This is a genomic window from Actinoplanes hulinensis (assembly GCF_019429605.1).
Classification (GTDB): domain Bacteria; phylum Actinomycetota; class Actinomycetes; order Mycobacteriales; family Micromonosporaceae; genus Actinoplanes; species Actinoplanes campanulatus.
In genome coordinates this window covers 197970-222646 of the sequence record NZ_JAHXZI010000007.1, presented here as the reverse complement: position 1 = coordinate 222646, position 24677 = coordinate 197970, and the positions used below count along the sequence as shown (strand labels likewise).

Here is a 24677-nt window from a genome sequence, read left to right as displayed (position 1 = left end):
CCGGAGGGCCGGGCAATGCTCGAGAAGCTCGCGGTTCGGATTGTCAGGGCCCGGCCCGATGACGGTCGGCCCCGGCCGCAAGCGAGGCTCGAAGCGTGTTCTCCGGGGCGTCGTGCTGGCCGGACCCTCCTTCATGGCCATCAGCGGGCTGGCCGCCACCGTCATCCAGATCGCCTCATTCGATCGGTTCACCACGGAAGGCCTGGTGACGCTCGGTTTCATTGCGGCGGCCAGCCTGCTTCCGGTCGCCTACCAGCTCATTCTCAACGGTGAATCCGGCGAATCCGCGATGGCCGCCGCCGATCTGGACCGGGCCCGAGCCGATGTGGAGCGCACCAGGAACGCTCTGGACGGCACGTTCGCCGGCTACCGGCCGTATCGCGACGACCGAACCATCGTCTTCAACATCGGCGAGGATGCCGACGGCGACAGCATCGAGGAGCACCATGTCACGGAGGCCGCGGAGGGGTCGATCGTGCACTGGTTTCATCTCGAAGCCCTCAACCGCGGCCCCAACCACAATCTGACCTGGGAGAAGATCAGGCTGCTCCTGACCCGGAAGCCGGATCTCGCGCACGAGCCGCAGGCGGCCGTCGAGATTCGGTTGCCGGGAAATCCGCCTCGTGCGCTCGTTCTCTTCGCCCCACCGAAGGACCGGGTCAGATGGTCTGCCAGCTATCGGTCGCCGGGCTATTGGGACCCGCTGCGGCGTGAGGGCTACCAGGAGTTCTCCTGGGCGCCACCGGCCATCGGCCTCGACGAGGAGTCCGAGCGCCGAAGCCCGGTGCGATCGCTGACGTTCGTCTTCCGGGTGCCGGCGTCGCTGGGCAGCCTTCTCGAACCGCAGCGGTTGCCCGACGAGGTCACCTTCGAGCACGACGACGCCGGTCTCTACCGCTACACCGTGCGGGACGTCGCCGGTCTACCGGGCGTGGGAGGCTCCGCTGTCAATCCGATCAGCTGGTCCTTGAAGCTCATCAAGCGGGAGGGCGCGGCATGATGGCGAACCCTGATCTGCCGGGCGGGCCCGGTCGCCGGCTGTCGCGGGCGGCGACGGTGGCCTCATGGGCGGTTCCGGTCGTAGTGACCATCCTCAACGTTCTGCTCGTGGTCGGGGTGAGCGCGGGCCCACGGGTGGCACTGCTGGTCCTGTGCCTGGTGTCGCTCGGCGCCGGACTGCTCGTCGCGGTGCGGCCCCGGCGCCGTCCCGAGAGCGGGGTCAGTGAGCCCGACGATCCGGAACGGCTCTTCGTCGAGGATCTGGACCTCACCCTCCGGGTGGGCTCGACCGCCGACGAGGACCATGTTCGCGAGTTGCGTTCCACCCGCTTCTCCCGCCCTCTCGACCACCGCAAACTGACGCTCATCTCCCCGTACGTGGGTTCGGAGAACGAGAAGGTCTCACCCAATCCGCTTCTCCGCGTTCTCAATGCGCCGGTCGAGGCCAGTTGGATGCCCAGCGGCATCGGTATCGACGGGCGCGGCATCGTTCACTTCACGCCCGCCGCCGCCGGGCGCGACGAACTGCGGTGGGAGATCAATTACGCTATTCCGAACGGGCTCTGGAATCCACTTCGATCGGTAGGGCTCGATGTCTTTCGATACGACGTCAGGTCGATCGACATCGGAGAATTCACTATTCGATTCATTTTTGATTCCCCGGCGGTCGCGGTTTCGGTAGAGGAGCGTAATCGGCGCGGCACGGTAAGTGATGCCGAATTGGATTCGGATGGCAACTGGTCGGTGCTCTGGCGAGCCGACCAGCCGACTGCGCCGACGCGCTACGAATTCGGGCTGCGAGTCGATTGGGGCCGATCGGTCAATGCTGAGCCGCCGAGTCGCATGAACCGAAACGGGTGTTAGATCCGCAATTTCGTCACCCCTGCGCTAGGCTTCCCGGTGGCAACGGGCCGGAGGCCCGCAATTCGGGCGATCGGCACGAGCGGCCTCACGGGGCGATGAAGGGCCGAGATCGCCCGCTGTGGTGTGGGGGCAAAATATGACGATGGGAAAGCGCAGCGTCGGTCGTGGCGGTGAGGGTTCCGCTGGGTGACCAGTCGCTTTGGTGCTGAATGTGGCGGCGAGGACGGCCTCGCCGCCACATCGCGTTCAGGCGTCCCGGATGCGCGGCAGGAGCGCCCCCGCGGCCAGAGCCGCCGTCGACAGCGTTCCGGCGCTTGACTACGACCTGGCCATGTTCACCAGCGGCGCCGGATTTCCGCCCCGGCGACGTGGCGACCGGCTCGCCGGCCTGCTGCTCGGCCAGATCGGCAAGGAGATCCCGCCGGTCCTCGCCCTCGCCATGGTGACCTTTCCGGTCAGCCGTTTACCGGGCGCCGTGGGCGGGTAGGCGATCTTTCAGAATCGGGCGAAATCGTAAGGAGGTCACCCGATGCCCATGGCAAGCATCCCATCAAATCCGGACAAATACCCGCCCCTCGATCCGGGCGCGCCGATCCCCGACGACCCGGGCGAACTGTCTCCCGACAGCCCCGACCCGCTGCCCCCGCCGCCGCCCGATCCGGTCCCGGCCATACCGGTGCCCGACCAGCCCGTCCCGGACGAGCCCGAAGCGGTCCCGGAACCCGCCTGACCGCTCCGGCTCAGCGGGCCGCGGCCGACCCCAGGAAGCGGGTCAGGATGTCCGTCCAGGTCTGCCGGGCCTCGGCGGCGGATTCCGGCGAGGGCAGGCGCGTGTGCGTGGCCACCAGCGATGCCGTGCCGTTCGGCTTGGGCTCGCTGGTGACGACGATCGCCGTACCGTCCGGGGTCTTGGCCCGCCAGGTGATCCGCCGCTCGGTGCCGCTCACCCGGGGCGGGGCGGCGAACAGCCTGGCGGTGGGCGGGTCCGCCGCCGCGAACCCGGTCCACGCGTCCATCAGGGCGGCCATGCCGAGACGGGTGGACCGGCTCACGCTCACCTCGAACGTGCCGTCCGCGCGCTGGCCGGCCTGCCGGCGGCCGATGTGCTGCTCGTACGCCACCGTCACCGACTGCGCCCACCAGCCGGGCGAGACGATTCCGGTGGCGTCCAGCTCCTTGTGCACCTTTGCCGCGATGGCCCGGTGACTGAGGTCCTTCGCGCCGATGCCGGCCAGAAACGTCAGCCAGTCGTCCCAGCCGCGGTTCGTGGCGGTTTCGATCGGCTTGATCCGGGCGTTCGTCGCCATCTCGCCATGATGCCAGCCCGGACGGTCACTGGCAGTGGCGTTGCACCGGGGACAGCCACTCGGTCAGGTTCTGGCCCATCGTCTTGTCGACGTCCTCGGGCGTCTTGATGGCCTGGAAGAACTTGGCGTCACCCGACTTGGTGCGCAGTTGCTCGGCGGCCTTCTTCCCATCGGTACGCAACTCGGCGTCCTCGCTGCCCTTCGTGGCGTCGTCGATCGCGGTGGCGAAGCTGGCCAGGGCCTGCTGGGCCTTGGAAACCGCCTTGGGGTCGGAGACCGATTCGGTGAGCGCCTTGGCGAACGGCGCCATGTTGGCCCCGTATGCTGCGGCGAGCGCCTGACAGCCGGTCGCGATACCCGGGGCGACGACCGGCGCGCTGCCGGCTGGTGCGGCGGTGTCGGCGGCGGTGCCGCAGGCTGTCGCGGTGAGCAGGATCCCGCCGGCGAGCAGGATGATGGCGTTGCGCATGAAAACCTCCATGGGGATGGGGGAGTGGGAGCGCTCCCATGCCGTGAGCACCATAACGCCTCCATGCGGGGCTGTCGATTCCTTAAGGCGATCTTCAGGCAGGCCGCGGCCGGAGGCGGAGGGCGGCCATCGATCGTCCCCGTTCTCGTTCGGTCGGGCGAATGACAAAAGTGTTATGGCGTGATGTCCACTCCCTACCGCTAGCCTGATGCGGTGAGCAGTGACTTCGCGTTCTGGAAGGCCGGTAGCGGCAACCCGGCGGAGATTTACGACGCCCTGGCCGAGGGGGTCGCCGACGCGCTCGAGCCGCATCCCGACGTCGCGGTCTTCCGTGGCGAGCTTCTCGAGCGCTGGCCCGATCTGGTCGACGTGCTCGAACCGGGCGACGGCCCCGGCGACCGGTACGTCCTGCTGACCCTGCCGCTGCGGATGCTCAGCTACCTCGACGGCATCTTCGAACTCGCCGGGAAGTACGAGCTGCACGGCTACAGCGGCGTGGCCGGCGAGCCGTTCTAGAAAGAGCTTCGGGGGTCGAGGTCCGCGTTCCGCTTCCGCTTTCTTCCTTTGGTACGCGTGACCTCGCCCCGCCTCATCAGGGCCGTCCCGTCCGGTCGGCGCGATCTCGCTGCCCGCTCCGGCCTGTGCCGCCCCCGCCGGGCGGAGATCGGCGCTCGGGCGGGCCGGGCCGACCGCTACTTCTTCACGTGCCGCCGGTCACGGCCGTTGCCGGCTCGCCGCCCAGCCGTCGGTCACGCTGAACGACGGGTCACGCTGGGCGGGTGGTCATGGTCTTGCCGGCCAGGCACCCGGGTTGCCCCTCCCGGCCGTAGCGCCGGTCGTCGTGGGCCGGTGGTCGCGATTCCGTACGGGTGGGTGGGTGCACGCGGTGGCGGTGTCGTGGTCGCTTACCTGGTCGGTTGCCGTGGTGGCCGCGCACGAGGCGTGTTCCGTGTGCGCCCACCCGGGTGTTCGACAACCCGATCGTGCGTACCCGCCAGCATGGGAGGGCCGGCTGCGTGCGGGACTGGTCCTGGACAACCGGGGATGACGACTGCCGTGACTGGCGCAACGGCTGAGAGCGGCAACCTGATCGGTAAGACCGTGACCGGTCGTACAAGGCGGGAGCGGACGCCCCGGCCGCGACCGGCGACAGGCCGGGGTGGTGGCGACCGGCCGGGCCTGCCCGGCCACCGATCTCCTCAGCCCGGCGGGCGCGGCAGAGGCCGGAGTGGCGGCGCGCTCGCCCCGGTGGGCGGGACGGTCCTGATGGGATCGCAACGGCGTAGCGCGTACCGGCAAGGATGCCGGAAGCGGTCCCCGCCGGACTCAATCCGCGGTCTGGCGCAGCAGCAGCCAGGCGTCCGCGGGAAAGAGGCGGCTCGCGATCGTCCAGGTGACGCGGCCGTAGTAGGGGCGCGCCTCGGTGGCGTCGATGATCCGGGGATCCGTCATCCGGTGGTCGGCGCCCTTCCAGCGGATCACGCAGCCGCCGGCGGCGATCACGTTGCGGACCCAGTTGGTGCGGGCGCCCCACGGCAGGTTGATCACGAAGCCGTCCGGTGTGGTGGTGATGGCGATCGGCACCCGCAGGTCGCGGCCGCTCACCCGGCCCCGGTGATGGACCACGGCCCAGAGCGGAATGAGGCGCCGCCCGGCGAGCACCCGGACGGCCGGAGCGGTGGTACGTGCGAGACGCCAGGACGTCGTAGAGGTCGTCATACCGCTGATCGTCCGCCGCTGGAGGGTGGGTTCGCGTCCTGGTGACCCGTCAGCCGGGATGGCGGAATTCCGTCATGCGCAGCGCGTAGGCCACCGCGTCGGTGCGGCCGCGGGCGCCGATCTTGCGGTACAGGTTGGCCAGATGGCGTTCCACGGTGTGCACCGCGATGCCCAGTTGCCGGGCGATCTCCGTGTTCGAGTCACCCGCCGCGAGCAACCGCAGCACGTCTGTCTCGCGTGGCGTCAGGGTGGTGGGCGCGGTGGACGGGCGGTGGACCCGGCCGTGTGTCACGAAGTCGGTGACCAGTTTCAGGTCGGCCGCCGGATTCTCCATGAACAGCGTCGGGGTGGAGCCGGGCAGCTCCACCAGCCGGGCGTCGGGCAGGGCCGCGGCCATGCGCCGGGCCACCTCGACCGGGATCTGTTCGGCGCTCTGCCGGTGCAGGACCAGGGCGGGCGCCCGGACTCGCGCCAGCTCCGCGGTCACGTCGATCTCCCGGGCCGCCTCGAACCAGGCCTTCGCGACGGGCGCGCTGGTGGCCGTACGAAATGCCTCTGCCGTGAAACGGCCGGAAGGCGCGGCATCCCAGCCGAGCCAGGCCGTGGCCGCGGCGTCCGCGAACAGGCTCCAGTCCTGCTCGACCAGCGACAACAGCGCCTGGGTCTGCGCCGGAAGCATCGCCTCCCGCATGCGCGGCGCCCCGCCGAACAGCACCAGCCGCTCGACCCGCTCGGGCTCGCGGGCGGCGAACGCGACCGCGGTCGCCACCGAGTGGTAATAGCCGAGCAGGGTGGCCCGCCGGATGCCCGCGTGATCGAGGACGGCCCGCAGATCCCGCAGGTGCGCGTCGACGCCGAGGTCATCGAGGTCGACGCGGCGGTCGGAGCTGCCGGTGCCGCGGCCGTCGTAGAGGACCACGGTCAGATGCTTGGCCAGGCCGAGGTAGGCGGCCCGCACCGCCGGGATGCGCCACTGGGCGAGAATGTTGCTCAGCGACGGCATCCAGACGAGTGCGGGCCCCTGCCCGAAGACCTGGAAACCCAACGTCACACCATCATCGGTACGGGCGAAGCGCAGGTCCTCCACGCGCCCAGTATCACTCCCCGTCCACCCGGGCCTGAATGGACTCGGCGATCCGCTTGATGCGCCGCAGCCTGGCGTCCCATGCCGATCCGACCGCCGCGAGCTGCGCCACCGCCCTGGCGAGTTGGGCGTCGTCCACCCGGTATCGCCGCTCCCGGCCCTCGGCCGTGCCGTGGACCAGCCCGGCCCGGTCGAGGACGGCCAGATGCTTGGCGACCGCCTGGCGGGTGACCGGAATCCGCTGGCTCAGTGTCGTCGCGGTGCCGGCGCCGTCGGTCAGCAGCAGGTCGAGCATCCGGCGACGGGTGGGGTCGCCGATCGCCGCCCACAGGTCGTCGTCGACGGTCGCCGTGCTCATGGACTCACCCGCAGCGTGTCGGCGTAGGGGGCGATCCGCGACAGGAAGTGGGTCCAGCCGGCGACGTGGTCCTCGTACTCGTGCTTGAGAACGGCCTCCGACCAGCCCATCTCGCGGAAGCCGGTCTCGGTCATCCGCAGCAGGGTGCCGTCGCCGGAGGCGGTCAGGTCGAAGGTGACCAGCAGCGAGTTGCCGACTGTGGCGGTCTCGCCCGCCGGATGGGTCCAGCGGAAGGAGAACATCTCCGGCGGCCGCGCGTCGACGACGGTGAACTGGACGGTCGTCCCGCCGGCGTTGCAGTCGCCGAAGACGATGTGCCCGGTGGATCCCGGCGCCGGGTCGTACCGGGCGTCGTCGGGCCACCACTGCTTGACGTGATCCGGACTGCTCACCACGTCGAAGACGATCTCGGGAGCGGCCTCGATGAAGATCTCGCGCTCGATGGTTCCGTACTCCATGACATCCTCCTGCAACCTTTGGTTGCGTGTCACGTTACCCCTGGCCACCGAAACCCGCAACCGATGGTTGCGCTTTCGGGGCGCGAACCCGGTTGCCCGTGGTGGCTCCACGTGCCGATGATGCCGGGATGACCGACTACGGGGTGCTCGCGGGTGGCGTCAACCAGGTGGTGCGGGTCGGTGACGCGGTGCGCCGGCCGACCGGGCCGTGGCCGCCGCATGTTCACGACCTTCTCTACCTGGGTGACGCCGCCTACGTGCGGGAGGATCGGTCGATCCTCGAAGCGTGCTGACCGGCGTCAACTCTCCGCGGGGCGGGTCGGCGGCCAGGCCAGGACGTCGTCCGGGATGCCGGTGCGGCACAGCGCCCGTTGATCCCGCCCGGGGATGCGCCGGCTCGCGGCGACGACCAGGCGGGCGACCTCGATCGCGCCGTGGGCCTGGAAGTGGGTGTTGTCGACGACCCCGTCCGGGTAGTTGGGTGACTCGCCCGCGTCCAGCCACAGGAAGTAGTCCTTGGTCGCCTCCGGGCCCAGCTCTTCCCACAGGGCGAACGACAGGTCGGTCAGGTCGATCAGCGGGGTGCGGGTCGTGGTGGCGAGATCCCGCATGGCCGCCGGGTATTCGCCGTGGGACAGGTACGGTGTCCCCTCCGCGGTGAACCGGCGCCGCTCCACCGGAGTGACCAGGATCGGGGTCGCCCGGGCCGCGCGAGCCCCGTCCAGGTAGAGCCGCAGGTAGTCCTGGAAGGTGGTCCACGGCTCGGTGTACCTGGCCGGATCCGCCGTCTTGGAGTCGTTGTGGCCGAACGAGACGAGCAGGACGTCGCCGGGGCCGATCGCGGCGAGGATGCGGTCGAGCCGTCCCAGGTCCACGAAGCTCTTCGAGCTGGCGCCGGAGAGCGCCTCGTTCACCACCCGGATGTCGTCACGCAGGAACACCGGCAGGGCCTGGCCCCAGCCGGCCCGGGGGTGGTCGGCGACCGCATAGGTGGCGGCCGTCGAGTCGCCGGCCACGAAGACGGTGGGGCGCGGGCGCCCGGCGGCGGCCGGTGCGGCGATTCCGAGGGCGCCGGCGATCGCGCCGCCTGCGGTGGCGCGGAGCAACGTTCTGCGATCGAGGGTCATGGCGCCACATTCAATCAACAGCAGTCGATTCGGGCAAGCGCTTTCCCGCAGGTCGAAGCTGTGAATGTGGGGGGTCCGAGGGGCGGGGCGGCGGCCGCGCGCCGAATTTGGCATGATCCGCCGGGTGATTCGTGTCTACTCGTTGTTCGCCCTGATAAATCTGATCGTCATCGTCGTCGCGCTGATCGACTGCCTGTCCACCGACGAGGCGCTGATCCGGGCGCTTCCGCGGGTCGTCTGGGTGCTGCTCATCCTGCTGTTCTCGCCGATCGGCGCGATCGTCTGGTTCGTCGCCGGCCGCCCGCCACGCCCGGTCCGGCTGAGCAACGGGACCACCTGGCGTCCCGGCAGCGGCTTCCCGGAGAGCGAGCGCCCGAAGCGTTCGGGGGCTCCCGACGACGATCCGGAGTTCCTGCGCGATCTCGCCGCCCGGCACGCCCGGGAGAAGGCCGAGGATCAGCGGCTGATGAAGGACTGGGAGGCCGACCTGCGCCGCCGCGAGGAGGATCTGCGCCGTCGTGAGGACGGCGAGCAGGCCGGCTGACCCCGCGCGGCCGGCGGGCGGCAGTTCGGGTTCTGCGCGCCCGCCGGTCCGGTTGTGACTGTGGTGCGAATCAGGCGCAGACCCAGTCGACGCAGGCGAGCGAGCGCAGCCGGGGGACGTTCGCGATGGCGAGGGCCCGGCTGGCCGTGGGGAGCACGCCCGTGTCGTAGCCGTACTTGACGGGGGCGGGGCCGGACTGCGGGTTGGCGTTCTGCGGGCCGGCGTTCTGCGGGCGGACGTTCTGCGGGCCGGAGGCGGCGCCGCTCTGCGCGCCGGACGGCGGCGGGGAGGCCAGCGCCGGGCTCGCCGCCAGCGCTCCTCCCGCCAGGGCGAGAACGATCAGGCCGCCTCGAACCGTGCCTCGGGTGCTCATCGTGTGCCACCTTTCATAGCCTGTTCGGCTGCCGCGGACGTCGCGGCGCGCTCCATTCTGCGCGGAACCCACCAGAAAGTGCAAAACGGGCATAAAGCCGCATAAAACAGGCATCTGTACGGTCACAGCTCACGTGCGGCCGAGACGCTCCTGGGCCTCCCGCAGCGACCTCTCGTAGGGCACCCAGTCGGCCAGCCGCACCGGGAATCCGTCCCGTTTCAGCCGGGTGACCACCGCCGGATCGTCGTCGACGACCACCGCGATCGTGGCCGCGGCCGCCAGTCGCCGCAACCGGTCGCTCTTGTAGTCACGGGCCGGCCGGCGATCCGTCTCCGGTCGCATCAGCAACCGCCCCTCCGGTAGCCCGTGCTCGGCGAACCACCGCTCGGTCACCACCCGCAGATGCTCGGGGCGCCCGGTCAGCCACACGAGATCGTGGTCGTGCGCGTACTCATGAACCAGATCGACACCGGGCGCGAGTGGCCGGTCCCGGCCGGCCGCCGCGAAGAACGCCGCCCAGTTCTTCGGCCGGCGGGCCACGTGGCGCAGCCGGTGCCGCACGTCGGCGACCACCCCGTCCACGTCGAAGACCGCCAGCGGTCTCACCCGTTGTCCAACCATCCGGGCATGCTATGCCAGGCCGAGAGCGTCACACCGAATACTGTGGCGTGTCATCAATCGGCGCCCGTGGAGGCGTTTCCCTGCTGTGACGTTCGAAGAGTTCGTATCCGCCCGCCTCGGCACCCTGGTGCGCTACGCGACCGTGGTCACGTGGGATCCGCACCTGGCCGAGGACATCACCCAGAACGTGCTGGTCCGCGCGCAGGCACGCTGGGCGCGTATCAGCCGCATGGACGCGCCGGAACTCTACGTGAAGCGCATGGTGGTCAACGAGTTCCTGTCCTGGCGACGGCGCCGGGCGGCTCAGTCGATCCCGCTCGCCACCGACACGCTGGCCGGGCACCTGCCCGAGGCGCCCGACCCCAGCGTGCAACGTGACGAGAGGGACGCCATGTTGCGCATTATCGCCACCCTGCCACCCCGGCAGCGTGCGGTCATCGCGCTGCGCTTCTACGAGGACCTGGCGGTCGACCAGATCGCGGAGGTACTCGGATGCCGAACGGTCACCGTCCGTACCCATCTCATGCGTGCGCTGGCCGCGTTGCAGAACGCCCTGCCCGCGCCGCTCGTGACCACGGGGGAGAAGCCGTGACCAGGGACATCGAGGAACTCATCCGGGCCGCGCAGGAACTGCGCGCCGACCAGGCCCCACCGGCCGAGCGCGTCCGCGCGGCCTTGCCGCGGCGCACGGCTCAGGTCAAGAAGCAGCGACGGTACGGGCTGGGCGGCGCGATCGTGGCCGCGGCCGCCGTCACCGCCGCCATCGCCGTGCCCTCGCTAGCCGTGCGCGACGACACCGGGGTAGCCGCGACCGTGCAGCCGGCCGCCCCGGGCACCGCGCCCGCCACCGCGTCGGCGGCCACCCCGGCGCCCGCGCAGGAACCCGTGCCCGCCGAGGTGGACCTCGACTTCAAGCCCACGTGGGTGCCGTCGGGATTCGCCGAGCACATCCGGATGGCCAGTGCAGCCGACCCCGATGACGGCTTCGGCCCGGTGCTGCGGCGGGTCTGGAAGCAGAACGTCGGCGTCGGCGACCCGTGGACCGGCGCCGAGCTCTCGCTGTCCGTCTTCTCCGGGATGACCGGCGCCGACGTCGACCGTAGTGGTCAGCCGATCGACGTCAGCGGGTCCCAGGGTTACTACTCGCCCGCGCGCAACGACCGCAAATCCTCGGTGATCTGGCACCCCGCCCAGAACACCGTCCTGATGCTGAACGCCAGCAAGCTGGACATCAGCGAGAACGATCTGCTGCGGATGGCCCGCTCGGTGCGGCCGGACTCCGGGATCACCGGCTCCCCGGTCCGCCTGAACTGGCTGCCCGACGGGTGGATCACCACCAGCGCGACCGTCAGCGGGCCGTCGGCGTCGCAGTGGCGCGCCGAGTTCTCGACGGTCAAGAACCAGTTGGTGACCTACTCGGAGAAGCAGCAGAAGGAGATGAAGGAGGACCGGCTCCAGGCGGCCGGGCAACTGTCCGTCGTGGTCGGTCTCACCACCGACGCGCCGTCGGGTGGAACCGAGCTGACCGTCGGTGGCCGCCCGGCGCGGATCCCGGTGCGCACCGACGAGGCCGGTAGGGACCTGCTCCACCTGGTCGTGGATCTCGGTGGGAACCGTCTGCTCACCCTCGTCGGCAGCGGCGCCGGGCTCACCGTCGACGACCTTCGGCGGATCGCGGAGCAGACCGTGGTCGAGCCGGCCGGCCTCGACTGGCTCGGCCGGTAGGACGATCGCACGGCGGCGGGTCTCGCCACGGGGGAGGCCCGCCGCGACGGCATCGACAGAATCCGGCCGGTGTTGCTGGTGGGGCGAACGGGCACGCGGGGGCCAACGGAATCCGTCGTTTCCCACGTCAGGGCACGTGGGCGGGTCCATCCTCGGAAGGTGAGTCTGCTGGCGGCGGCCCGGCAGACCCCCGTCACCGACCGAGGGATCCGATCATGACCAACACCGAGCAGAGTGCCCCCTCCGACGTCTCGATCATGGTGGACGCGCTGGTCACCGCCGGGCTCAAGGCACTTACCGACTACGAGGGCTTCGACCAGGAGCGGATCGATCACATCGTCAAGAAGGCATCGGTAGCCGCACTCGACAAGCACGGCGCGCTCGCGAGATTCGCCGTCGAGGAGACCGGGCGCGGCGTCTTCGAGGACAAGGCGGTCAAGAACATCTTCGCCTGCGAGCACGTCACCAACAGCATGGCGAAGGTGCGCACGGTGGGCGTGATCAGTGAGGACGACATCACCGGCCTGATCGAGATCGCCGACCCGGTGGGGGTGGTCGCCGGCATCACCCCGGTCACCAACCCGACGTCGACGGCGATCTTCAAGGCGCTGCTGGCGCTCAAGACCCGCAATCCGATCGTGTTCGCGTTCCATCCGGCGGCCCAGCGGTGCAGCGTCGAGGCCGCGCGGATCATCCGGGACACGGCGGTGGCCGCGGGCGCGCCGGAGAACTGCATCCAGTGGATCGATCGGCCGTCGGTGGAGGCGACGACCGCGCTCATGCATCACCCGGGGATCGCCACGATCCTGGCGACCGGTGGCAACAACATGGTGCGGGCGGCGTACTCGACCGGCAAACCCGCCCTGGGCGTCGGCGCCGGCAACGTGCCGGCCTGGATCGAGTCGTCGGCGAAGCTCAAGCGGGCGGTCAACGACATCGTGCTGTCGAAGTCGTTCGACAACGGCATGATCTGCGCCTCCGAGCAGGCCGCCATCGTCGACGACGAGATCTACGACGCCGCGCTCGACGAGTTCCGGGCGCTGCACGCCTATCTGGCCTCGCCGGACGAGAAGCGGATGCTGGAGGAGTTCATCTTCGGCGTGACCGCCTACGGAACGGCGTGCAGCGGCGCCCGCCTGAACGCGGACGTGGTGGGCAAGTCGCCGGCGTGGATCGCCGAGAAGGCCGGCTTCAGCGTGCCACCGAAGACGTCGATCATCCTCACCGAGGTCGGCGAGGTGGGCCCGAACGAGCCGCTGACCAGGGAGAAGCTGTGCCCGGTACTGGCCCTGATCCGGGTCGGCTCCCGGGAGGAGGGGCTGCGGGCGGCCACCGAGATGGTGGAGTTCCACGGGCTCGGGCACAGCGCCGCCATCCACACCGAGGACCGGGATCTGGTCGTGGAGTTCGGCAAGCGGGTCAAAGCGGTGCGGGTGATCTGGAATTCGCCGTCGTCGCAGGGCGGCATCGGCGACATGTACAACGCGTTCGTGCCGTCGCTGACGCTGGGCTGCGGTAGTTACGGCAGCAACTCGGTGTCGAACAACGTGTCGGCGGTCAACCTGATCAACATCAAGCGGATCGGGCGCCGCAACAACAACATGCAGTGGTTCAAGGTGCCGTCGAAGATCTACTTCGAGCCGTACGCGATCCGCTATCTCGCCGACATGCCGGACGTGAACCGGGTGACCGTGGTGACCGACGCGACGATGACCCGGCTGGGCTTCGTCGACCGGATCAGCCGGGTGCTCCAGCGGCGGCCCAACCAGGCGGTCCTCCAGATCATCGACGACGTGGAGCCGGAGCCCCGGATGACCACGGTCGACCGCGGCGCCGAGCTGATGCGCTCGTTCCGGCCGGACACGATCATCGCGCTCGGCGGCGGCTCGGCCATGGACGCGGCGAAGGTGATGTGGCTCAAGTACGAGCACCCGGAGATCAACTTCTCGGACATGCGGGAGAAGTTCTTCGACATCCGCAAGCGGGCGTTCCGGTTCCCGACGCTGGGTGAGAAGGCCCGCCTGGTGTGTGTGCCGACCACCTCGGGGACCGGCGCGGAGGTCACCCCGTTCGCGGTCATCACCGACCACCGCACCGGCAAGAAGTACCCGCTGGCCGACTACGCGCTCACCCCGACGGTCGCGATCGTGGACCCGGCGCTGACGGCCAGCATGCCGCGGCCGATCGCCGCCGACAGCGGCTTCGACGCGCTCACCCACGCGATCGAGGCGTACGTGTCGGTGTACGCCAACGACTTCACCGACGGTCTCGCCCTGCACGCCATCCGCCTGATCTTCGCCAACATCGAGAAGTCGGTGCTGCACGGCGACCCGGACGCCCGCGAGCGGATGCACAACGCGGGCACGGTCGCCGGCATGGCGTTCGGCAGCGCGTTCCTCGGGATCGTGCACGCCATGTCGCACACGCTGGGCGCCACCTTCCACATCGCGCACGGGCGTACCAATGCGGTGTTGTTGCCGCACGTGATCCGGTACAACGGCAGCGCCCCGTCGAAGCTGTCCGGCTGGCCGAAGTACGAGAACTACCGGGCGCCGCAGCGGCTCGCCGAGATCGCCGCGATGCTCGGGCTGTCGGCCCACGACGAGAATCCGGATGTGGCGGTGGAGGCGCTGGCCTCCGCGGTGGAGCGACTGCGGACGGCGGTCGGTATCGAGCCGTCGTTCGCCCGGCTCGGCGTCGACGAGCAGGCGTTCCTGGCGTCGCTGCCACAGCAGGCGCTCAACGCGTACGAGGACCAGTGCGCCCCGGCCAACCCGCGGATGCCGATGCTCGACGACATGCAGGAACTGATGCGGGCCGCCTACTACCAGCAGGACTGAGGCCGCGAATGCGGGTCGTGGGCTCAGGGCGGTGCGGTCCCCGCCGAACTTTCCTTGATGAGGACCGCACCGAGACGGGAGGAATCGAGATGAGCACAACCGTGACCGGCCTTGACGCGTGGCGAGGATTCGCCGGTGGCGACTGGCGCGCCGGTGTCGCCGTGCGTGACTTCATTCAGGCCAACTACGAGCCGTACACCGGTGACTCCTCGTTCCTGGCGGGGCCGACCGACCGCACCCGTGGCATCTGGCAGCGGCTGACCGACATGTTCCCGGCCGAGCGCGAGCGCGGGATCTACGACGTCGACGCGATCACCCCGTCGACGATCACCAGCCACAAGCCGGGCTACATCGACGAGCCCAACGAGCTGATCGTCGGGTTGCAGACCGACGCTCCGCTGCGCCGCGCGATCATCCCGAACGGCGGCTGGCGGATGGTGGAGGGCGGCCTCAAGGCGTACGGGTACACAGCCGACCCGCGGGTGGCGGAGATCTTCACCAAGTACCGCAAGACCCACAACGCCGGCGTGTTCGACGCCTACACCCCGAACATCCTGGCGGCCCGCCGCTCGCACATCATCACCGGCCTGCCCGACGCGTACGGCCGTGGCCGGATCATCGGTGACTACCGGCGGGTCGCCCTCTACGGCGTGGACGCGCTGGTCGCCGCGAAGAAGGCCGACAAGGACGCGTGCGCCACCGGGGCGATGACCGAGGAGACGATCCGCCGCCGGGAGGAGCTGTCCGAGCAGATCCGTGCCCTCGCCGAGCTGAAGGAGATGGCCGCCGGCTACGGCTACGACATCTCCGCGCCGGCCACGACCGGCCGGGAGGCGCTCCAGTGGCTGTACTTCGCCTACCTGGCCGCGGTGAAGGAGCAGAACGGTGCGGCCATGTCGCTCGGCCGGACCGCCACGTTCATCGACATCTATCTGCAGCGTGACATCGCCGAGGGCGTGCTCACCGAGGAGCAGGCCCAGGAGCTGGTCGACGACTTCGTCATCAAGCTGCGCATCGTCCGGTTCCTGCGCACCCCCGAGTACGACGAGCTGTTCTCCGGCGACCCCACCTGGGTGACCGAGTCGATCGGCGGGATCGGCTCCGACGGGCGGCCGCTGGTGACCCGGACCAGCTTCCGCTACCTCCAGACGCTCTACAACCTGGGCCCGGCGCCGGAGCCGAACCTGACCGTGTTCTGGTCACCGAAGCTGCCGCAGGGTTTCAAGGACTTCTGCACGCAGGTCTCCATCGACACCAGTGCCATCCAGTACGAGAACGACGAGCTGATGCGACCCCAGTTCGGCGACGACACCGCGATCGCCTGCTGCGTGTCGGCGATGGCGGTCGGCAAGCAGATGCAGTTCTTCGGCGCTCGCGTCAATCTGGCCAAGACCCTGCTGTACGCGATCAACGGCGGCCGCGACGAGATCTCCGGCGCCCAGGTCGGCCCGGAGCTGCCACCGCTGGACGGCGACGTGCTCGACTACGCGCAGGTGACCGAGCGCTTCGACGTGATGATGGAGTGGCTGGCCGCCACCTACGTCAACGCGCTCAACATCATTCACTACATGCACGACCGGTACGCGTACGAGCGTATCGAGATGGCCCTGCACGACACCGACGTCCTGCGCACCCTGGCGTGCGGCATCGCCGGTCTGTCGGTGGCCGCCGACTCGCTGTCGGCGATCAAGCACGCGGCCGTCCGGCCGGTCCGCGACGAGCGCGGCCTGATCGTGGACTACGCCGTGGACGGGGAGTTCCCGACGTACGGCAACAACGACGACCGGGCCGACCTGATCGCCGCCGGCCTGGTCGAGACGTTCATGACGAAGATCCGCAAGCACCCGACGTACCGCGGGGCGGTGCACACCCAGTCGGTGCTGACGATCACCTCGAACGTCGTCTACGGCAAGCACACCGGCAACACCCCGGACGGGCGGCGGGCCGGTCAGCCGTTCGCCCCCGGCGCGAACCCGATGAACAGCCGGGACTCGCACGGCATGGTCGCGGCCGCGCTGTCGGTGGCGAAGCTGCCGTACGGGGACGCCCTGGACGGCATCTCACTGACCACGACGGTCACCCCGAACGGCCTCGGCAACAGCCGCGACGAGCGGGTCCGCAACCTGGTCGGCGTGCTGGACGGCTACTCGACGGTCGACGGCTTCCACATGAACGTCAACGTGCTGAACCGGGACACCCTGGAGGACGCGATGGCGCATCCGGAGAACTACCCGCAGCTGACCATCCGGGTCTCCGGGTACGCGGTCAACTTCGTGCGGCTCACCGAGGAGCAGCAGCGCGACGTCATCTCCCGCACCTTCCACGGCGCGCTGTGACCGGAAAGGTCGTCATCCAGCGTCCCGACCTGGGCATCACGCCGGTCGGGGCGCACCCGGCGGACGGGGAGCCGGTCGCGTCGGTGCACTCGTGGGACGTCGTCACCGCGGCGGACGGCCCGGGCACCCGGTTCGTCACGTTCTTCGCCGGCTGCCACCTGCGCTGCCTGTACTGCCACAACCCGGACACCTGGGAGGGCCGTAACGGTCAGCAGGTCACGCTCAGCGACCTGGTCGCCAAGATGCTGTCGTTCCGCGGGTTCATCCAGGCGGCCGGCGGCGGGGTGACGGTCTCCGGTGGCGAGCCGCTGCTCCAGAACCGCTTCGTCGAGGCGTACCTGCGCCGCTGCAAGGAGGAGGGGATGCACACGGCGCTGGACACCGCCGGGTTCCTCGGCGCCCGCGCCACCGACCAGCTGCTCGACGACACCGACCTGGTGCTGCTGGACGTCAAGTCCAGCGACCCGAACACGTACCGGAAGCTCACCGGCGTCGCCCTGCACCCGACCATCGTCTTCGGCGACCGGCTGGCCGCACGCGGCAACCGCGCCCGGATCCGGTTCGTGCTGGTGCCGGGGCTGACCGACGACCCGGCCAACATCGACGGAGTCGCCGAATACGCCGCCCGCTGGGGCTCGGTGGACGACGGCGGCATCATCGAGCAGGTCGACATCCTCAGCTACCACCGGCTCGGCGTCGCCAAGTACCGCGAACTGGGGTTGCGCTACCCGCTGCCGGACACCGTCCCGCCGACCGCGGAGCAACTGGCCGCGGCGGCCGAGCACTTCACCCGCCGCGGGCTGTGGGTGACCACCGCCTGAGCGGACCGCCCCGGCCGGGTGACACCCGGCCGGGACGTCGCCGTCTCAGTAGCCGTAGCGGCTCTTCAGGTGCCGCCACCAGTCACGCAGCATCCACCCGTCGAACTCGGTGATCGAGGTGGAACTGCCGGCGCGCATGATGAAGTTGCTGACGCCGGACGGGGTCCAGTCGTAGAAGTCGTCCAGACCCCAGGTATGGCCGATCTCGTGCAGCAGGATGTGCATGTTCGCCGCGTTGATGTTGTTCATGAAGTACTCGCGGCCCATCCGCTGGCCCCAGTCGCCGCCCGCGCCGCCGCCGAAGCCGTCGGTCAGCCACAGCGACTGGTCGTAGTGGCGGGCGTAGCCGCCGGGACAGTTCGGGTACTGGCCGTTCTGGTTGAAGAACCGCCCGCACGGCACCGAGCACTGCGGGGCGTTCTCGCGGATGTCGTTGACGTAGATGGCCACGCTCGTGTCGGACCACTGCAACTGCGAGCGGTTGCGCACGGCCCAGCCGACGACACGGACCGGCACGTCACCGTACGGCCAGGCGTTGTGCCCGACCAGCTCGTCCATCCACTTCTTGTGCTGCCGGGCGAGCGCGGCGTGGATCTGGTCGCGCTGGGCGGCGGTGACGGTCGCCGAGGAGTCCCAGCGCACGCAGTAGTTGACGTAGCCACGGTTGGCCATGATCTGGTCCCAGCCGTAGTTGCGGAACCCGTACAGATTGCCGTTGTTGTAGGTCTGCTCCTGGTGCTGCCAGACCTGGGCCAGCGGCGTGACCAGGTTCGCGGGCGGGCTCCAGGTCGGGGGAGCGGCTTGCGCCGACGTGGGTACGAGGATGATCGCCAGCAGTGCGGCGACCAGTGTGAACAGGCGTTTCGTTCGCACGGAACCTCCACGGAAGTAGTGCCTGAGGATGGGTTTCGCCCGGTCGGCTCCGTGCATGGGACATCACCGGACGGACCACACGCATCAGCCCCAATCGATGCGTATCGCCTGCGGCAAGGCTGCCTTACGAAAACGTTTTCGGCAAGACGTACGCGTGACCGGCGTTACTGAATCCCCGGAGCCGGAAGATCCGCGCGGCGGCGCGACTTGTCGCAGAAGTGCCTGTGACCCCGCCCCGAAGCCGCTTCCGGATCGTTCTCGTGCTCGGCCTCCTCTCCGCGCTCGGGCCGCTGACCATCGACATGTACCTGCCGTCGCTTCCGGCGATCACCGACGACCTGACCACCACGGCCGCCGCCGTGCAGCTCACCCTCACCGGCACCCTGGCCGGCCTGGCGTTCGGCCAGCTGCTGATCGGCCCGCTCTCCGACGCGTTCGGCCGCCGCCGCCCGCTTCTCGCCGGCACCGCCGTACACGTGATCTCCTCGGCGCTCTGCGTCGTCTCCCCCGGCGTGGTCTCCCTCGGCATCCTGCGGGTGCTCCAGGGCCTGGGCGCCGCCGCCGCGTCGGTGGTGGCGATGGCGATGGTGCGCGACCTGTTCTCCGACCGCGACGCGGCCCGGATCTTCTCCCGGCTCATGCTGGTCATCGGCGTCGCCCCGGTGCTCGCGCCGACCATCGGCGGCCTGGTCCTGAACTGGACCTCGTGGCGCGGCGTGTTCGTGGTGCTGGCCCTCGCCGGAGTCGCGATCATGGCGGTTTCCACGTGGGTGCTGCCGGAGACGCTGCCGGTCGCCAAGCGGCGCAACGAGGGGTTGCTCGGCACGGCCCGCGACTACGGGCGGCTGCTCACCGACCGGGTGTACGTGGGACTGATCCTGGTGGCGGGGCTCGCGATGGCGGCGCTGTTCGCCTACGTGAGCGGGTCCTCGTACGTCTTCCAGGAGGGCTACGACCTCAGCGAGCAGCAGTTCGCGCTGATCTTCGCGGGTGGCGCGATCGGCCTGATCGGGGCGACCCAGTTCAACGTGCGGCTGCTGCTGCGCTGGACACCGCAGCAGATCATGAGCGTCGCGCTGCTGGCCGGCGTCGGATCCGGCGCGGTGCTGGTGCTGACCGCGGTCACCGGGTTCGGCGGCCTGGCCGGCATTCTCGTCCCGCTCGGCCTGGTTCTCGCCATGGTCGGCCTGGCCATGCCGAACGCCCCGGCGCTCGCCCTGTCCCGGCACGGCGAGGCGGCCGGCACGGCGGCCGCGCTGCTCGGCGCGGTCCAGTTCGGGGTGGGCGCGCTGGCCGCGCCGGTGGTCGGGCTCCTCGGCGTCGGCGCGGTCGCGATGGCCGTCGTCGTAGCCGGGGGCATGGTGGCCGCCACCGCGGTGTTCTTCCTGGTGGTGCGGCCGCGCCGGCTCCCGGCCGTCGACCCGGAGCCGGTGGCCGCCCTGGTGCACTAAAGGTCTTCGGTGGTCGAGGTCCGCGTTTCGGTTCCTCCTCTTTTCCGGTACGCGTGTCCTCGTCCCGCCTTCTCAGGGCCGTCCCGTCCGGTCGGCGCGATCTCGCTGCCCGCTCCGGCCTTTGCCGCGCCCGCCGGGCGCAGATCGGTGCCCGGGCAGGCCGGCCCGGTCGCAGCCACCCCGTCTGCCGCCGCTCACGGCCGTTTGGTCACGCTGGGCGGGTGGTCGCGGTGTTGCGGCCAGGCTCCCGGGTTGCCCTCTGCCGTTGCGCCGGTTGCCCGGGGTGGGTGGTTGCGGTTCGCTGGCCAGGCATGGAGGTTGCCCGCTCGCGGCCGTTGCGCCGGTTGCCCGGGGTGGGTGGTCGCGGTTCGCTGGCCAGGCACCAGGGTTGCCCGTTTGCGGCCGTTGCGCCGGTCACCCGGTGCAGGTTGTCGCGCTTACACCCGGTGGGCGCACACGGCGGCATTGTCGTGGTCGCCTACGTGGCCTATCGCGGCGAGGGTCGCCTACGTGGCGGCTTTCGTGTGCTCTCATGTGAATCTTGAGCGATCGTTGCCGAACGGCGCGATCTTGGGCGATCGCGGCCGTCCGGATGTATCCGATAACCCAAGGTCTTCCAGGGAAAATAGATCATGGGCGATTATCTGCCGCCGAATGGCAACCAGGAATCAAGGTCGGCCCGACAGCTACCATCGCCCAAGATCGTTGCGAGTCGGGATGATGTCGCAGCCATCCGAATGCGCGACTTGACATCGAGGCCACCCACAACCGAGAAACAGGCTCCGGAACAGCCCGCATCTTCCACGCGCTCGCCGTCATGGTCACGGTGAGTGACTCCCGACGGTTCCCCGAGGCGCGCCCGGTATCAAGCTCCACCACCCCGCCTGGTGCGAGTGGCGTGACGGCGGGGAGTGGCACTCCGGATGCCTGGTAAGCACGACCGCTACCACCCACCCGGCGCGAGCGGCGGCACATGCGGGGGTGTCCAACCGATCTACGCCCGGCGGGCGCGGCACAGGCTGGAGCGGGCAGCAAGCGCGCGTCGACCGGACGGAACGGCCCTGATCAGGCGGGGACGAGGACACGCGTACCGGAAAAGAGGAGGAACCGAAACGCGGACCTAGACCTCATCAGGTTCTGTAGAGCCTGTCCCGGAAGGGGCGGCTGGGCCCCCTTCCGGGACAGGCGCTGGATCATTCGGCCCGGACGTGGTCGATGTCGACGGTGCCCGGGTTGATGTAGATCCACAGGATGCGGACGTCGGCCAGCGCCGTGCTGTCACACGACATCGCGGACAGCAGGTCGATGGTCGCGGTCGTGGTCGAGTCCTGGTCGACCCAGGTGAAGTTCGACTGGCACCAGGCGAGCCCGGAACCGGTCTGCACCGCGATCGCCGCGTTGGTGCCGGCCGTCGGGCTCGTCCGCAGGTCGTACTTGAGCGCGGTCCGGGTGGACAGGTCGACCGGTTCGGCGAAGGTGACGCCGAACCATCCGCCGTCGGCCGCGTTGACGCGCAGCCCGTGGGTGCCGTGCGTGGCGAACGCGGTGGTCTGCTCGACCGTGCCGCCGTTGGCCTGCCACGGTGCGGACGCCCAGCCCTCGGTGCCGGTCTCGAACGAGGCGAGCACCGCCACCGCGGCCGGATCGGGCTTCACGGTCACCGTCACGGTCGCCACGTTCGACGTCCGGCCGGCCTGGTCCTTGACCGTGTAGGAGACGGCCGCGCGTCCCACGTACCCGGAGTCGGGCGTGAAGGTCAGGTCGCCGGAGGCGGTCGCCGTGAATGTCCCGCCGGTGACCGTCCGGGTCGTCTGGCGCTGCGGCGTGGCCGGATCCAGGTCGACGCTGGCCGGCTGGACTTTGGTGCGGTAGGCGATGTCGTTCGCGGTCGGCCGCAGCGTGACCGGGGTGTCGAACTCGGTCACCGCGGTGTCGTGGTCGGCGACCGGCGGCAGTGACCGCTGCCCCGACGCGATCTCGTGGCTGCCGTTGGTGATGGTCGTGCACACCGGGCTCGGGCAGTAGACGGTGAAGCCGTCGTAGTCCGGGTACAGCGTGCCGTCGTCCTGCGATCCGGACAGGATCCAATAGAGGAAACCACTTCCACCGGTACGGGTGAAGTCGCTCATCCACTGCTGGTAAACCGGGTTGCGGGTGCTCTTGTTCTTCCAGCCGAACTCGCCCAGCATCGAGGCCTTGCCCAGTTCGCGGGCCGCCCGGTTGTGCCGGGTGATGTAGTCCGAGCCCCACTGCGCGGTGCGGTTGCCCCAGCCGTCCGGGTAGAGGTGGTAGGACATCACGTCGATGGCCGGCAGCTTGGTCAGTGCGATGGTGTCGATGCCCTCGCCGCAGTTGTCGATCCAGTCCGGGGCGTCCGGCCCGTCGCAGAAGAAGCCCTCGTCACCCACGCTGGCCAGGTGCTTCGTGTCGATGCTCTTGATGTGCCGGGACATCTCGTCGGCCCATGCGGTGATCGTCTGGGTGGTGCAGCCGGAGCTCTGCGGGTAGATGCCCGAGCCCTTGCAGCGCGGCTCGTTGCCCAGCTCCCACGTCATGATCGTCGGGTCGTCCTTGTACTTGACCCCGGTGATCGTGTTGACGCGATTCAACACGTGATCGATGTAGTCGCGGTACCAGCCCTTGATGACGGGATCCGTGTAGAAGTCGTCATGATATTGACCGCCGCGCCAGCGTACATATTGATCGATGCCGCCGAAGTCGGACCAGTTGTTGGTGAGCGGCAGCACGAGCTTGATGCCGCTGCGGCGGGCCGCGTCGATGACGTAGTCCAGGCGTTCGAGGCCGTTCGGGCCGTCGTTGAAGGCGGGTTTCTCGCCGTCCCAGTACTGGAAGTAGACGCCTTCGGGGGCCGGCGCCACCGAGTTGCTGCCGTCGGCGTTGCCGATCAGGCCGAACGCCCAGGTGCGCAGCACGGTGAAGTCGGCGGCCCGGGCGTCGGCGAACACGTCGTCGACCATCGCCCGGCTCTTGTAGAACAGGTAGTAGTTGTTCGTCCCGCCGAACCGGAACGACTTCCCGTTCAGTTCGAGCCGGTGGCCGTCCCGCACCACGAACCCGGCCGATGGCGATGGCGATTCCGGCGCCGCGGCGGCCGGTGCGGTCGCGGCGAGCGAACCGAGCACGGCCGCCACCACGGCGACGATGCGACTCCTCATGCGCGTTCTCCTGGCTACATCGAGTGTGATCGATGTCACCGTATGGCCGCGCTCCCAGTGGGTCAACCAGGAAAGTTAGCGAGTTTAAGAAACGCAGGATAGATGACGATCACGCAATTCGGCCAGAATCGGCACCATGAGTAACCATGCCGCGACAGTGCAGGACTACGACCCGTTCACTCCCGAGGCGATGGCGAATCCCACCGGCTTTCTGCGCCGGATCCAGGCCGAGAGCCCGCTCGCCTGGCTGCCCCCGCTCGACGCCTACCTGCTCACCCGGTACGCCGACGTCAACGCCGCCCTGCGGGACAAGCGCATGGACAGCGCCAACATGGCACGCGCCCTCCAGCACGAGGAACTCGGCCCGGTGCGCGGGGCTGTCGAGATGTGGATGGGCCACACCGTTCCCGCCGACCACGTCCGCTTCCAGCAGCTGCTCAAGCGCTACTTCACCCCGGCGATGGTCGACCGGCTCCGGCCCCGGGTGCGCGCGTTCACCCACGAACTGCTCGACGCCGTCGCCGCGAAGGGCCAGATGGACGTGGTCCACGACCTGGCCTACCCGCTGCCCGCCAACGTGATCGCCGAACTGCTCGGCATGCCGGTCAGCGACCGCGAGCAACTCCAGGCCTGGTCCCGCGACATTCTGCCGATCTTCGGCAACGGTGACGTACAGCAACTGCGTGAGGCTCAGCGCAGCATGCTCGAGTTCCACGACTACCTGCGGGTGCTCGCCGCCGACCGGCGCCGCGCGCCCCGCGAGGACGTGCTCAGCATGTTCATGGCCGCCGAGGCCGAGGGCATCGTCACCGAGGACGAGGCTGTCGCCAACTGCGTCCTGCTGCTCTTCGCCGGCCACGAGACCACCGCCAACCTGATCGCCAACGGGCTCGTGCTGCTCTTCGACCACCCTGACCAGCTCGACCGGCTCCGCCAGGATCCGGACCTGATGCCCTCCGCCGTCGAGGAGATGCTGCGCTGCGGCGGCCCGGCCGGCGTCATCGGCCGCATCGCCACCGAACCCGTCGAACTGGCCGGCCACACCGTCCCGGCGGGGCAGCACGTCTACCTCGCGCTGATGGCCGCCAACCGCGACCCGGCCGTGTTCGAGGACCCGGACGTCTTCGACATCACCCGTCAACGCAACCGGCACCTCGCCTTCGGCATGGGCACCTACTACTGCCTGGGCGCCGCGCTCGCCCGCATGGAGACCGACGAGTGCCTGCGGATCCTGCTCGACCGCTGCCCGGACCTGCGCCCCGCCTACGAGACCCCGGACCGCGAACCGACCCCGCCGTTCGGCCACCGGCTCGTCTCCCTGCAGGTCACGTTCTGACCTGATCTGTCGCGGGCGTATCGAAAGCCGCATACGGCACCGTGACGGTGGCTTCGCCAGCGCTCCGGATCTGGTCCGGTTCGCGCGGGTCCTCAGCGACGGTACGGTGCTCGACCGGCCGTGGGCCGGCGGCGGGGGGGGGCGGGGCGGCCCCCCCCCCCCCCCCCCCCCCCCCGCATACTTTGGGTGTTGTACA

General features: G+C 69.7%; 25 protein-coding genes. 14 read left to right on the top strand and 11 right to left on the bottom strand.

The window, feature by feature from the left end:
- The first annotated feature begins 58 nt into the window (after positions 1–58).
- The 4 genes from KZ829_RS15255 to KZ829_RS15240 all read left to right on the top strand — a co-directional run bounded on the left by KZ829_RS15255 (position 59) and on the right by KZ829_RS15240 (position 2593).
- Positions 59–1000: a hypothetical protein gene (locus KZ829_RS15255; protein ID WP_220144553.1), complete on the top strand. Its 942-nt coding sequence runs from the start codon at positions 59–61 to the stop codon at positions 998–1000.
- Positions 997–1863 (top strand): hypothetical protein, encoded by an 867-nt coding sequence (locus tag KZ829_RS15250; RefSeq protein WP_220144552.1) that lies wholly within the window; start codon positions 997–999, stop codon positions 1861–1863. Before KZ829_RS15255 ends, KZ829_RS15250 begins: the two co-directional genes overlap by 4 nt.
- Positions 1864–2122: 259 nt before the next feature.
- Positions 2123–2350 (top strand): hypothetical protein, encoded by a 228-nt coding sequence (locus KZ829_RS15245; protein WP_220144551.1) that lies wholly within the window; start codon positions 2123–2125, stop codon positions 2348–2350.
- Between the two features lie 42 nt (positions 2351–2392).
- Positions 2393–2593, top strand: a complete 201-nt coding sequence (locus KZ829_RS15240; protein WP_183221245.1) for a hypothetical protein — start codon at positions 2393–2395, stop codon at positions 2591–2593.
- Between the two features lie 10 nt (positions 2594–2603).
- Here KZ829_RS15240 and KZ829_RS15235 read toward each other — a convergent pair whose 3' ends face one another.
- Positions 2604–3170 carry a hypothetical protein gene (locus KZ829_RS15235; RefSeq protein ID WP_220144550.1) on the bottom strand — a complete coding sequence of 189 codons (567 nt, stop codon included), beginning with the start codon at positions 3168–3170 and terminating at the stop codon, positions 2604–2606.
- A gap of 25 nt (positions 3171–3195) precedes the next feature.
- Positions 3196–3639, bottom strand: coding sequence for a hypothetical protein (locus KZ829_RS15230; RefSeq protein ID WP_220144549.1), 444 nt, complete (start codon positions 3637–3639; stop codon positions 3196–3198).
- A gap of 213 nt (positions 3640–3852) precedes the next feature.
- Between KZ829_RS15230 and KZ829_RS15225 the strand changes: the two genes are divergently transcribed.
- Positions 3853–4155 (top strand): hypothetical protein, encoded by a 303-nt coding sequence (locus KZ829_RS15225; RefSeq protein WP_220144548.1) that lies wholly within the window; start codon positions 3853–3855, stop codon positions 4153–4155.
- An 810-nt stretch (positions 4156–4965) separates the two neighbouring features.
- Here KZ829_RS15225 and KZ829_RS15220 read toward each other — a convergent pair.
- Genes KZ829_RS15220 through KZ829_RS15205 form a run of 4 tightly spaced genes read right to left on the bottom strand, consistent with a single transcriptional unit; the run spans position 4966 to position 7258 of the window.
- A complete protein-coding gene (locus tag KZ829_RS15220; protein WP_220144547.1) occupies positions 4966–5358 on the bottom strand; it encodes a hypothetical protein in 393 nt (130 codons plus the stop codon).
- Positions 5359–5407: 49 nt separating this feature from the next.
- Entirely contained in the window at positions 5408–6445 is a 1038-nt protein-coding gene (locus tag KZ829_RS15215; RefSeq protein ID WP_308285496.1) for an alpha/beta fold hydrolase, read from the bottom strand.
- A gap of 10 nt (positions 6446–6455) precedes the next feature.
- A complete protein-coding gene (locus KZ829_RS15210) occupies positions 6456–6800 on the bottom strand; it encodes an ArsR/SmtB family transcription factor (RefSeq protein WP_220144546.1) in 345 nt (114 codons plus the stop codon).
- The gene (locus tag KZ829_RS15205; RefSeq protein WP_220144545.1) at positions 6797–7258 is read right to left on the bottom strand and encodes an SRPBCC family protein; all 462 of its coding nucleotides are present in this window, start codon (positions 7256–7258) and stop codon (positions 6797–6799) included. The genes KZ829_RS15210 and KZ829_RS15205 overlap by 4 nt, the downstream gene beginning before the upstream one ends.
- A 128-nt stretch (positions 7259–7386) precedes the next feature.
- Here KZ829_RS15205 and KZ829_RS15200 point away from each other — a divergent pair, with 128 nt between their 5' ends.
- Positions 7387–7551, top strand: coding sequence for a hypothetical protein (locus KZ829_RS15200; protein ID WP_220144544.1), 165 nt, complete (start codon positions 7387–7389; stop codon positions 7549–7551).
- Positions 7552–7557: 6 nt separating this feature from the next.
- Here KZ829_RS15200 and KZ829_RS15195 read toward each other — a convergent pair whose 3' ends face one another.
- Positions 7558–8385 carry a rhamnogalacturonan acetylesterase gene (locus KZ829_RS15195; RefSeq protein WP_220144543.1) on the bottom strand — a complete coding sequence of 276 codons (828 nt, stop codon included), beginning with the start codon at positions 8383–8385 and terminating at the stop codon, positions 7558–7560.
- Positions 8386–8509: 124 nt separating this feature from the next.
- Here KZ829_RS15195 and KZ829_RS15190 point away from each other — a divergent pair, with 124 nt between their 5' ends.
- Complete coding sequence (locus KZ829_RS15190; RefSeq protein ID WP_220144542.1) at positions 8510–8929, top strand: PLD nuclease N-terminal domain-containing protein; 420 nt, start codon at positions 8510–8512, stop codon at positions 8927–8929.
- Positions 8930–8999: 70 nt separating this feature from the next.
- Here KZ829_RS15190 and KZ829_RS15185 read toward each other — a convergent pair whose 3' ends face one another.
- Both KZ829_RS15185 and KZ829_RS15180 read right to left on the bottom strand, forming a co-directional pair.
- Positions 9000–9302, bottom strand: coding sequence for a hypothetical protein (locus tag KZ829_RS15185; protein WP_220144541.1), 303 nt, complete (start codon positions 9300–9302; stop codon positions 9000–9002).
- Positions 9303–9431: 129 nt separating this feature from the next.
- Positions 9432–9923, bottom strand: a complete 492-nt coding sequence (locus KZ829_RS15180) for a phosphatase domain-containing protein (RefSeq protein ID WP_220144540.1) — start codon at positions 9921–9923, stop codon at positions 9432–9434.
- A gap of 85 nt (positions 9924–10008) precedes the next feature.
- Between KZ829_RS15180 and KZ829_RS15175 the strand changes: the two genes are divergently transcribed.
- The 5 genes from KZ829_RS15175 to pflA all read left to right on the top strand — a co-directional run bounded on the left by KZ829_RS15175 (position 10009) and on the right by pflA (position 17645).
- Positions 10009–10515, top strand: a complete 507-nt coding sequence (locus KZ829_RS15175) for a SigE family RNA polymerase sigma factor (RefSeq protein ID WP_220144539.1) — start codon at positions 10009–10011, stop codon at positions 10513–10515.
- The gene (locus KZ829_RS15170; protein WP_220144538.1) at positions 10512–11648 is read left to right on the top strand and encodes a hypothetical protein; all 1137 of its coding nucleotides are present in this window, start codon (positions 10512–10514) and stop codon (positions 11646–11648) included. The genes KZ829_RS15175 and KZ829_RS15170 overlap by 4 nt, the downstream gene beginning before the upstream one ends.
- 215 nt (positions 11649–11863) lie before the next feature.
- On the top strand, positions 11864–14488 hold the full coding sequence (adhE, locus tag KZ829_RS15165) for a bifunctional acetaldehyde-CoA/alcohol dehydrogenase (RefSeq protein WP_220144537.1): 2625 nt from the start codon (positions 11864–11866) through the stop codon (positions 14486–14488).
- Positions 14489–14577: 89 nt separating this feature from the next.
- Positions 14578–16824: a formate C-acetyltransferase gene (pflB, locus tag KZ829_RS15160; protein ID WP_220144536.1), complete on the top strand. Its 2247-nt coding sequence runs from the start codon at positions 14578–14580 to the stop codon at positions 16822–16824.
- Entirely contained in the window at positions 16821–17645 is an 825-nt protein-coding gene (gene pflA, locus KZ829_RS15155) for a pyruvate formate-lyase-activating protein (protein ID WP_308285495.1), read from the top strand. Before pflB ends, pflA begins: the two co-directional genes overlap by 4 nt.
- Positions 17646–17690: 45 nt before the next feature.
- On the opposite strand, the gene KZ829_RS15150 is transcribed toward pflA, so the two are convergent.
- Complete coding sequence (locus KZ829_RS15150) at positions 17691–18518, bottom strand: hypothetical protein (RefSeq protein WP_308285494.1); 828 nt, start codon at positions 18516–18518, stop codon at positions 17691–17693.
- Positions 18519–18742: 224 nt separating this feature from the next.
- On the opposite strand from KZ829_RS15150, the gene KZ829_RS15145 reads away from it, so the two are divergent.
- Positions 18743–19969: a multidrug effflux MFS transporter gene (locus KZ829_RS15145; RefSeq protein WP_308285493.1), complete on the top strand. Its 1227-nt coding sequence runs from the start codon at positions 18743–18745 to the stop codon at positions 19967–19969.
- Positions 19970–21162: 1193 nt separating this feature from the next.
- On the opposite strand, the gene KZ829_RS15140 is transcribed toward KZ829_RS15145, so the two are convergent.
- Positions 21163–23145 (bottom strand): cellulase family glycosylhydrolase, encoded by a 1983-nt coding sequence (locus tag KZ829_RS15140; RefSeq protein WP_220144534.1) that lies wholly within the window; start codon positions 23143–23145, stop codon positions 21163–21165.
- 136 nt (positions 23146–23281) lie between these two features.
- Here KZ829_RS15140 and KZ829_RS15135 point away from each other — a divergent pair, with 136 nt between their 5' ends.
- Positions 23282–24481, top strand: coding sequence for a cytochrome P450 (locus KZ829_RS15135; protein ID WP_220144533.1), 1200 nt, complete (start codon positions 23282–23284; stop codon positions 24479–24481).
- The last annotated feature ends 196 nt before the right edge of the window (positions 24482–24677 follow it).

Bases quoted from the DNA above. Each gene is read 5' to 3' on its own strand.
- KZ829_RS15200 (WP_220144544.1), top strand. From the start codon at position 7,387: ATGACCGACTACGGGGTGCTCGCGGGTGGCGTCAACCAGGTGGTGCGG.
- KZ829_RS15245 (WP_220144551.1), top strand. From the start codon at position 2,123: ATGCGCGGCAGGAGCGCCCCCGCGGCCAGAGCCGCCGTCGACAGCGTT.
- KZ829_RS15195 (WP_220144543.1), bottom strand. From the start codon at position 8,385: ATGACCCTCGATCGCAGAACGTTGCTCCGCGCCACCGCAGGCGGCGCG.
- KZ829_RS15205 (WP_220144545.1), bottom strand. From the start codon at position 7,258: ATGGAGTACGGAACCATCGAGCGCGAGATCTTCATCGAGGCCGCTCCC.
- KZ829_RS15255 (WP_220144553.1), top strand. From the start codon at position 59: ATGACGGTCGGCCCCGGCCGCAAGCGAGGCTCGAAGCGTGTTCTCCGG.
- adhE (WP_220144537.1), top strand. From the start codon at position 11,864: ATGACCAACACCGAGCAGAGTGCCCCCTCCGACGTCTCGATCATGGTG.
- KZ829_RS15180 (WP_220144540.1), bottom strand. From the start codon at position 9,923: ATGGTTGGACAACGGGTGAGACCGCTGGCGGTCTTCGACGTGGACGGG.
- pflB (WP_220144536.1), top strand. From the start codon at position 14,578: ATGAGCACAACCGTGACCGGCCTTGACGCGTGGCGAGGATTCGCCGGT.
- KZ829_RS15230 (WP_220144549.1), bottom strand. From the start codon at position 3,639: ATGCGCAACGCCATCATCCTGCTCGCCGGCGGGATCCTGCTCACCGCG.
- KZ829_RS15140 (WP_220144534.1), bottom strand. From the start codon at position 23,145: ATGAGGAGTCGCATCGTCGCCGTGGTGGCGGCCGTGCTCGGTTCGCTC.
- KZ829_RS15240 (WP_183221245.1), top strand. From the start codon at position 2,393: ATGCCCATGGCAAGCATCCCATCAAATCCGGACAAATACCCGCCCCTC.
- KZ829_RS15185 (WP_220144541.1), bottom strand. From the start codon at position 9,302: ATGAGCACCCGAGGCACGGTTCGAGGCGGCCTGATCGTTCTCGCCCTG.
- KZ829_RS15250 (WP_220144552.1), top strand. From the start codon at position 997: ATGATGGCGAACCCTGATCTGCCGGGCGGGCCCGGTCGCCGGCTGTCG.
- KZ829_RS15220 (WP_220144547.1), bottom strand. From the start codon at position 5,358: ATGACGACCTCTACGACGTCCTGGCGTCTCGCACGTACCACCGCTCCG.
- KZ829_RS15135 (WP_220144533.1), top strand. From the start codon at position 23,282: ATGAGTAACCATGCCGCGACAGTGCAGGACTACGACCCGTTCACTCCC.
- KZ829_RS15235 (WP_220144550.1), bottom strand. From the start codon at position 3,170: ATGGCGACGAACGCCCGGATCAAGCCGATCGAAACCGCCACGAACCGC.
- KZ829_RS15210 (WP_220144546.1), bottom strand. From the start codon at position 6,800: ATGAGCACGGCGACCGTCGACGACGACCTGTGGGCGGCGATCGGCGAC.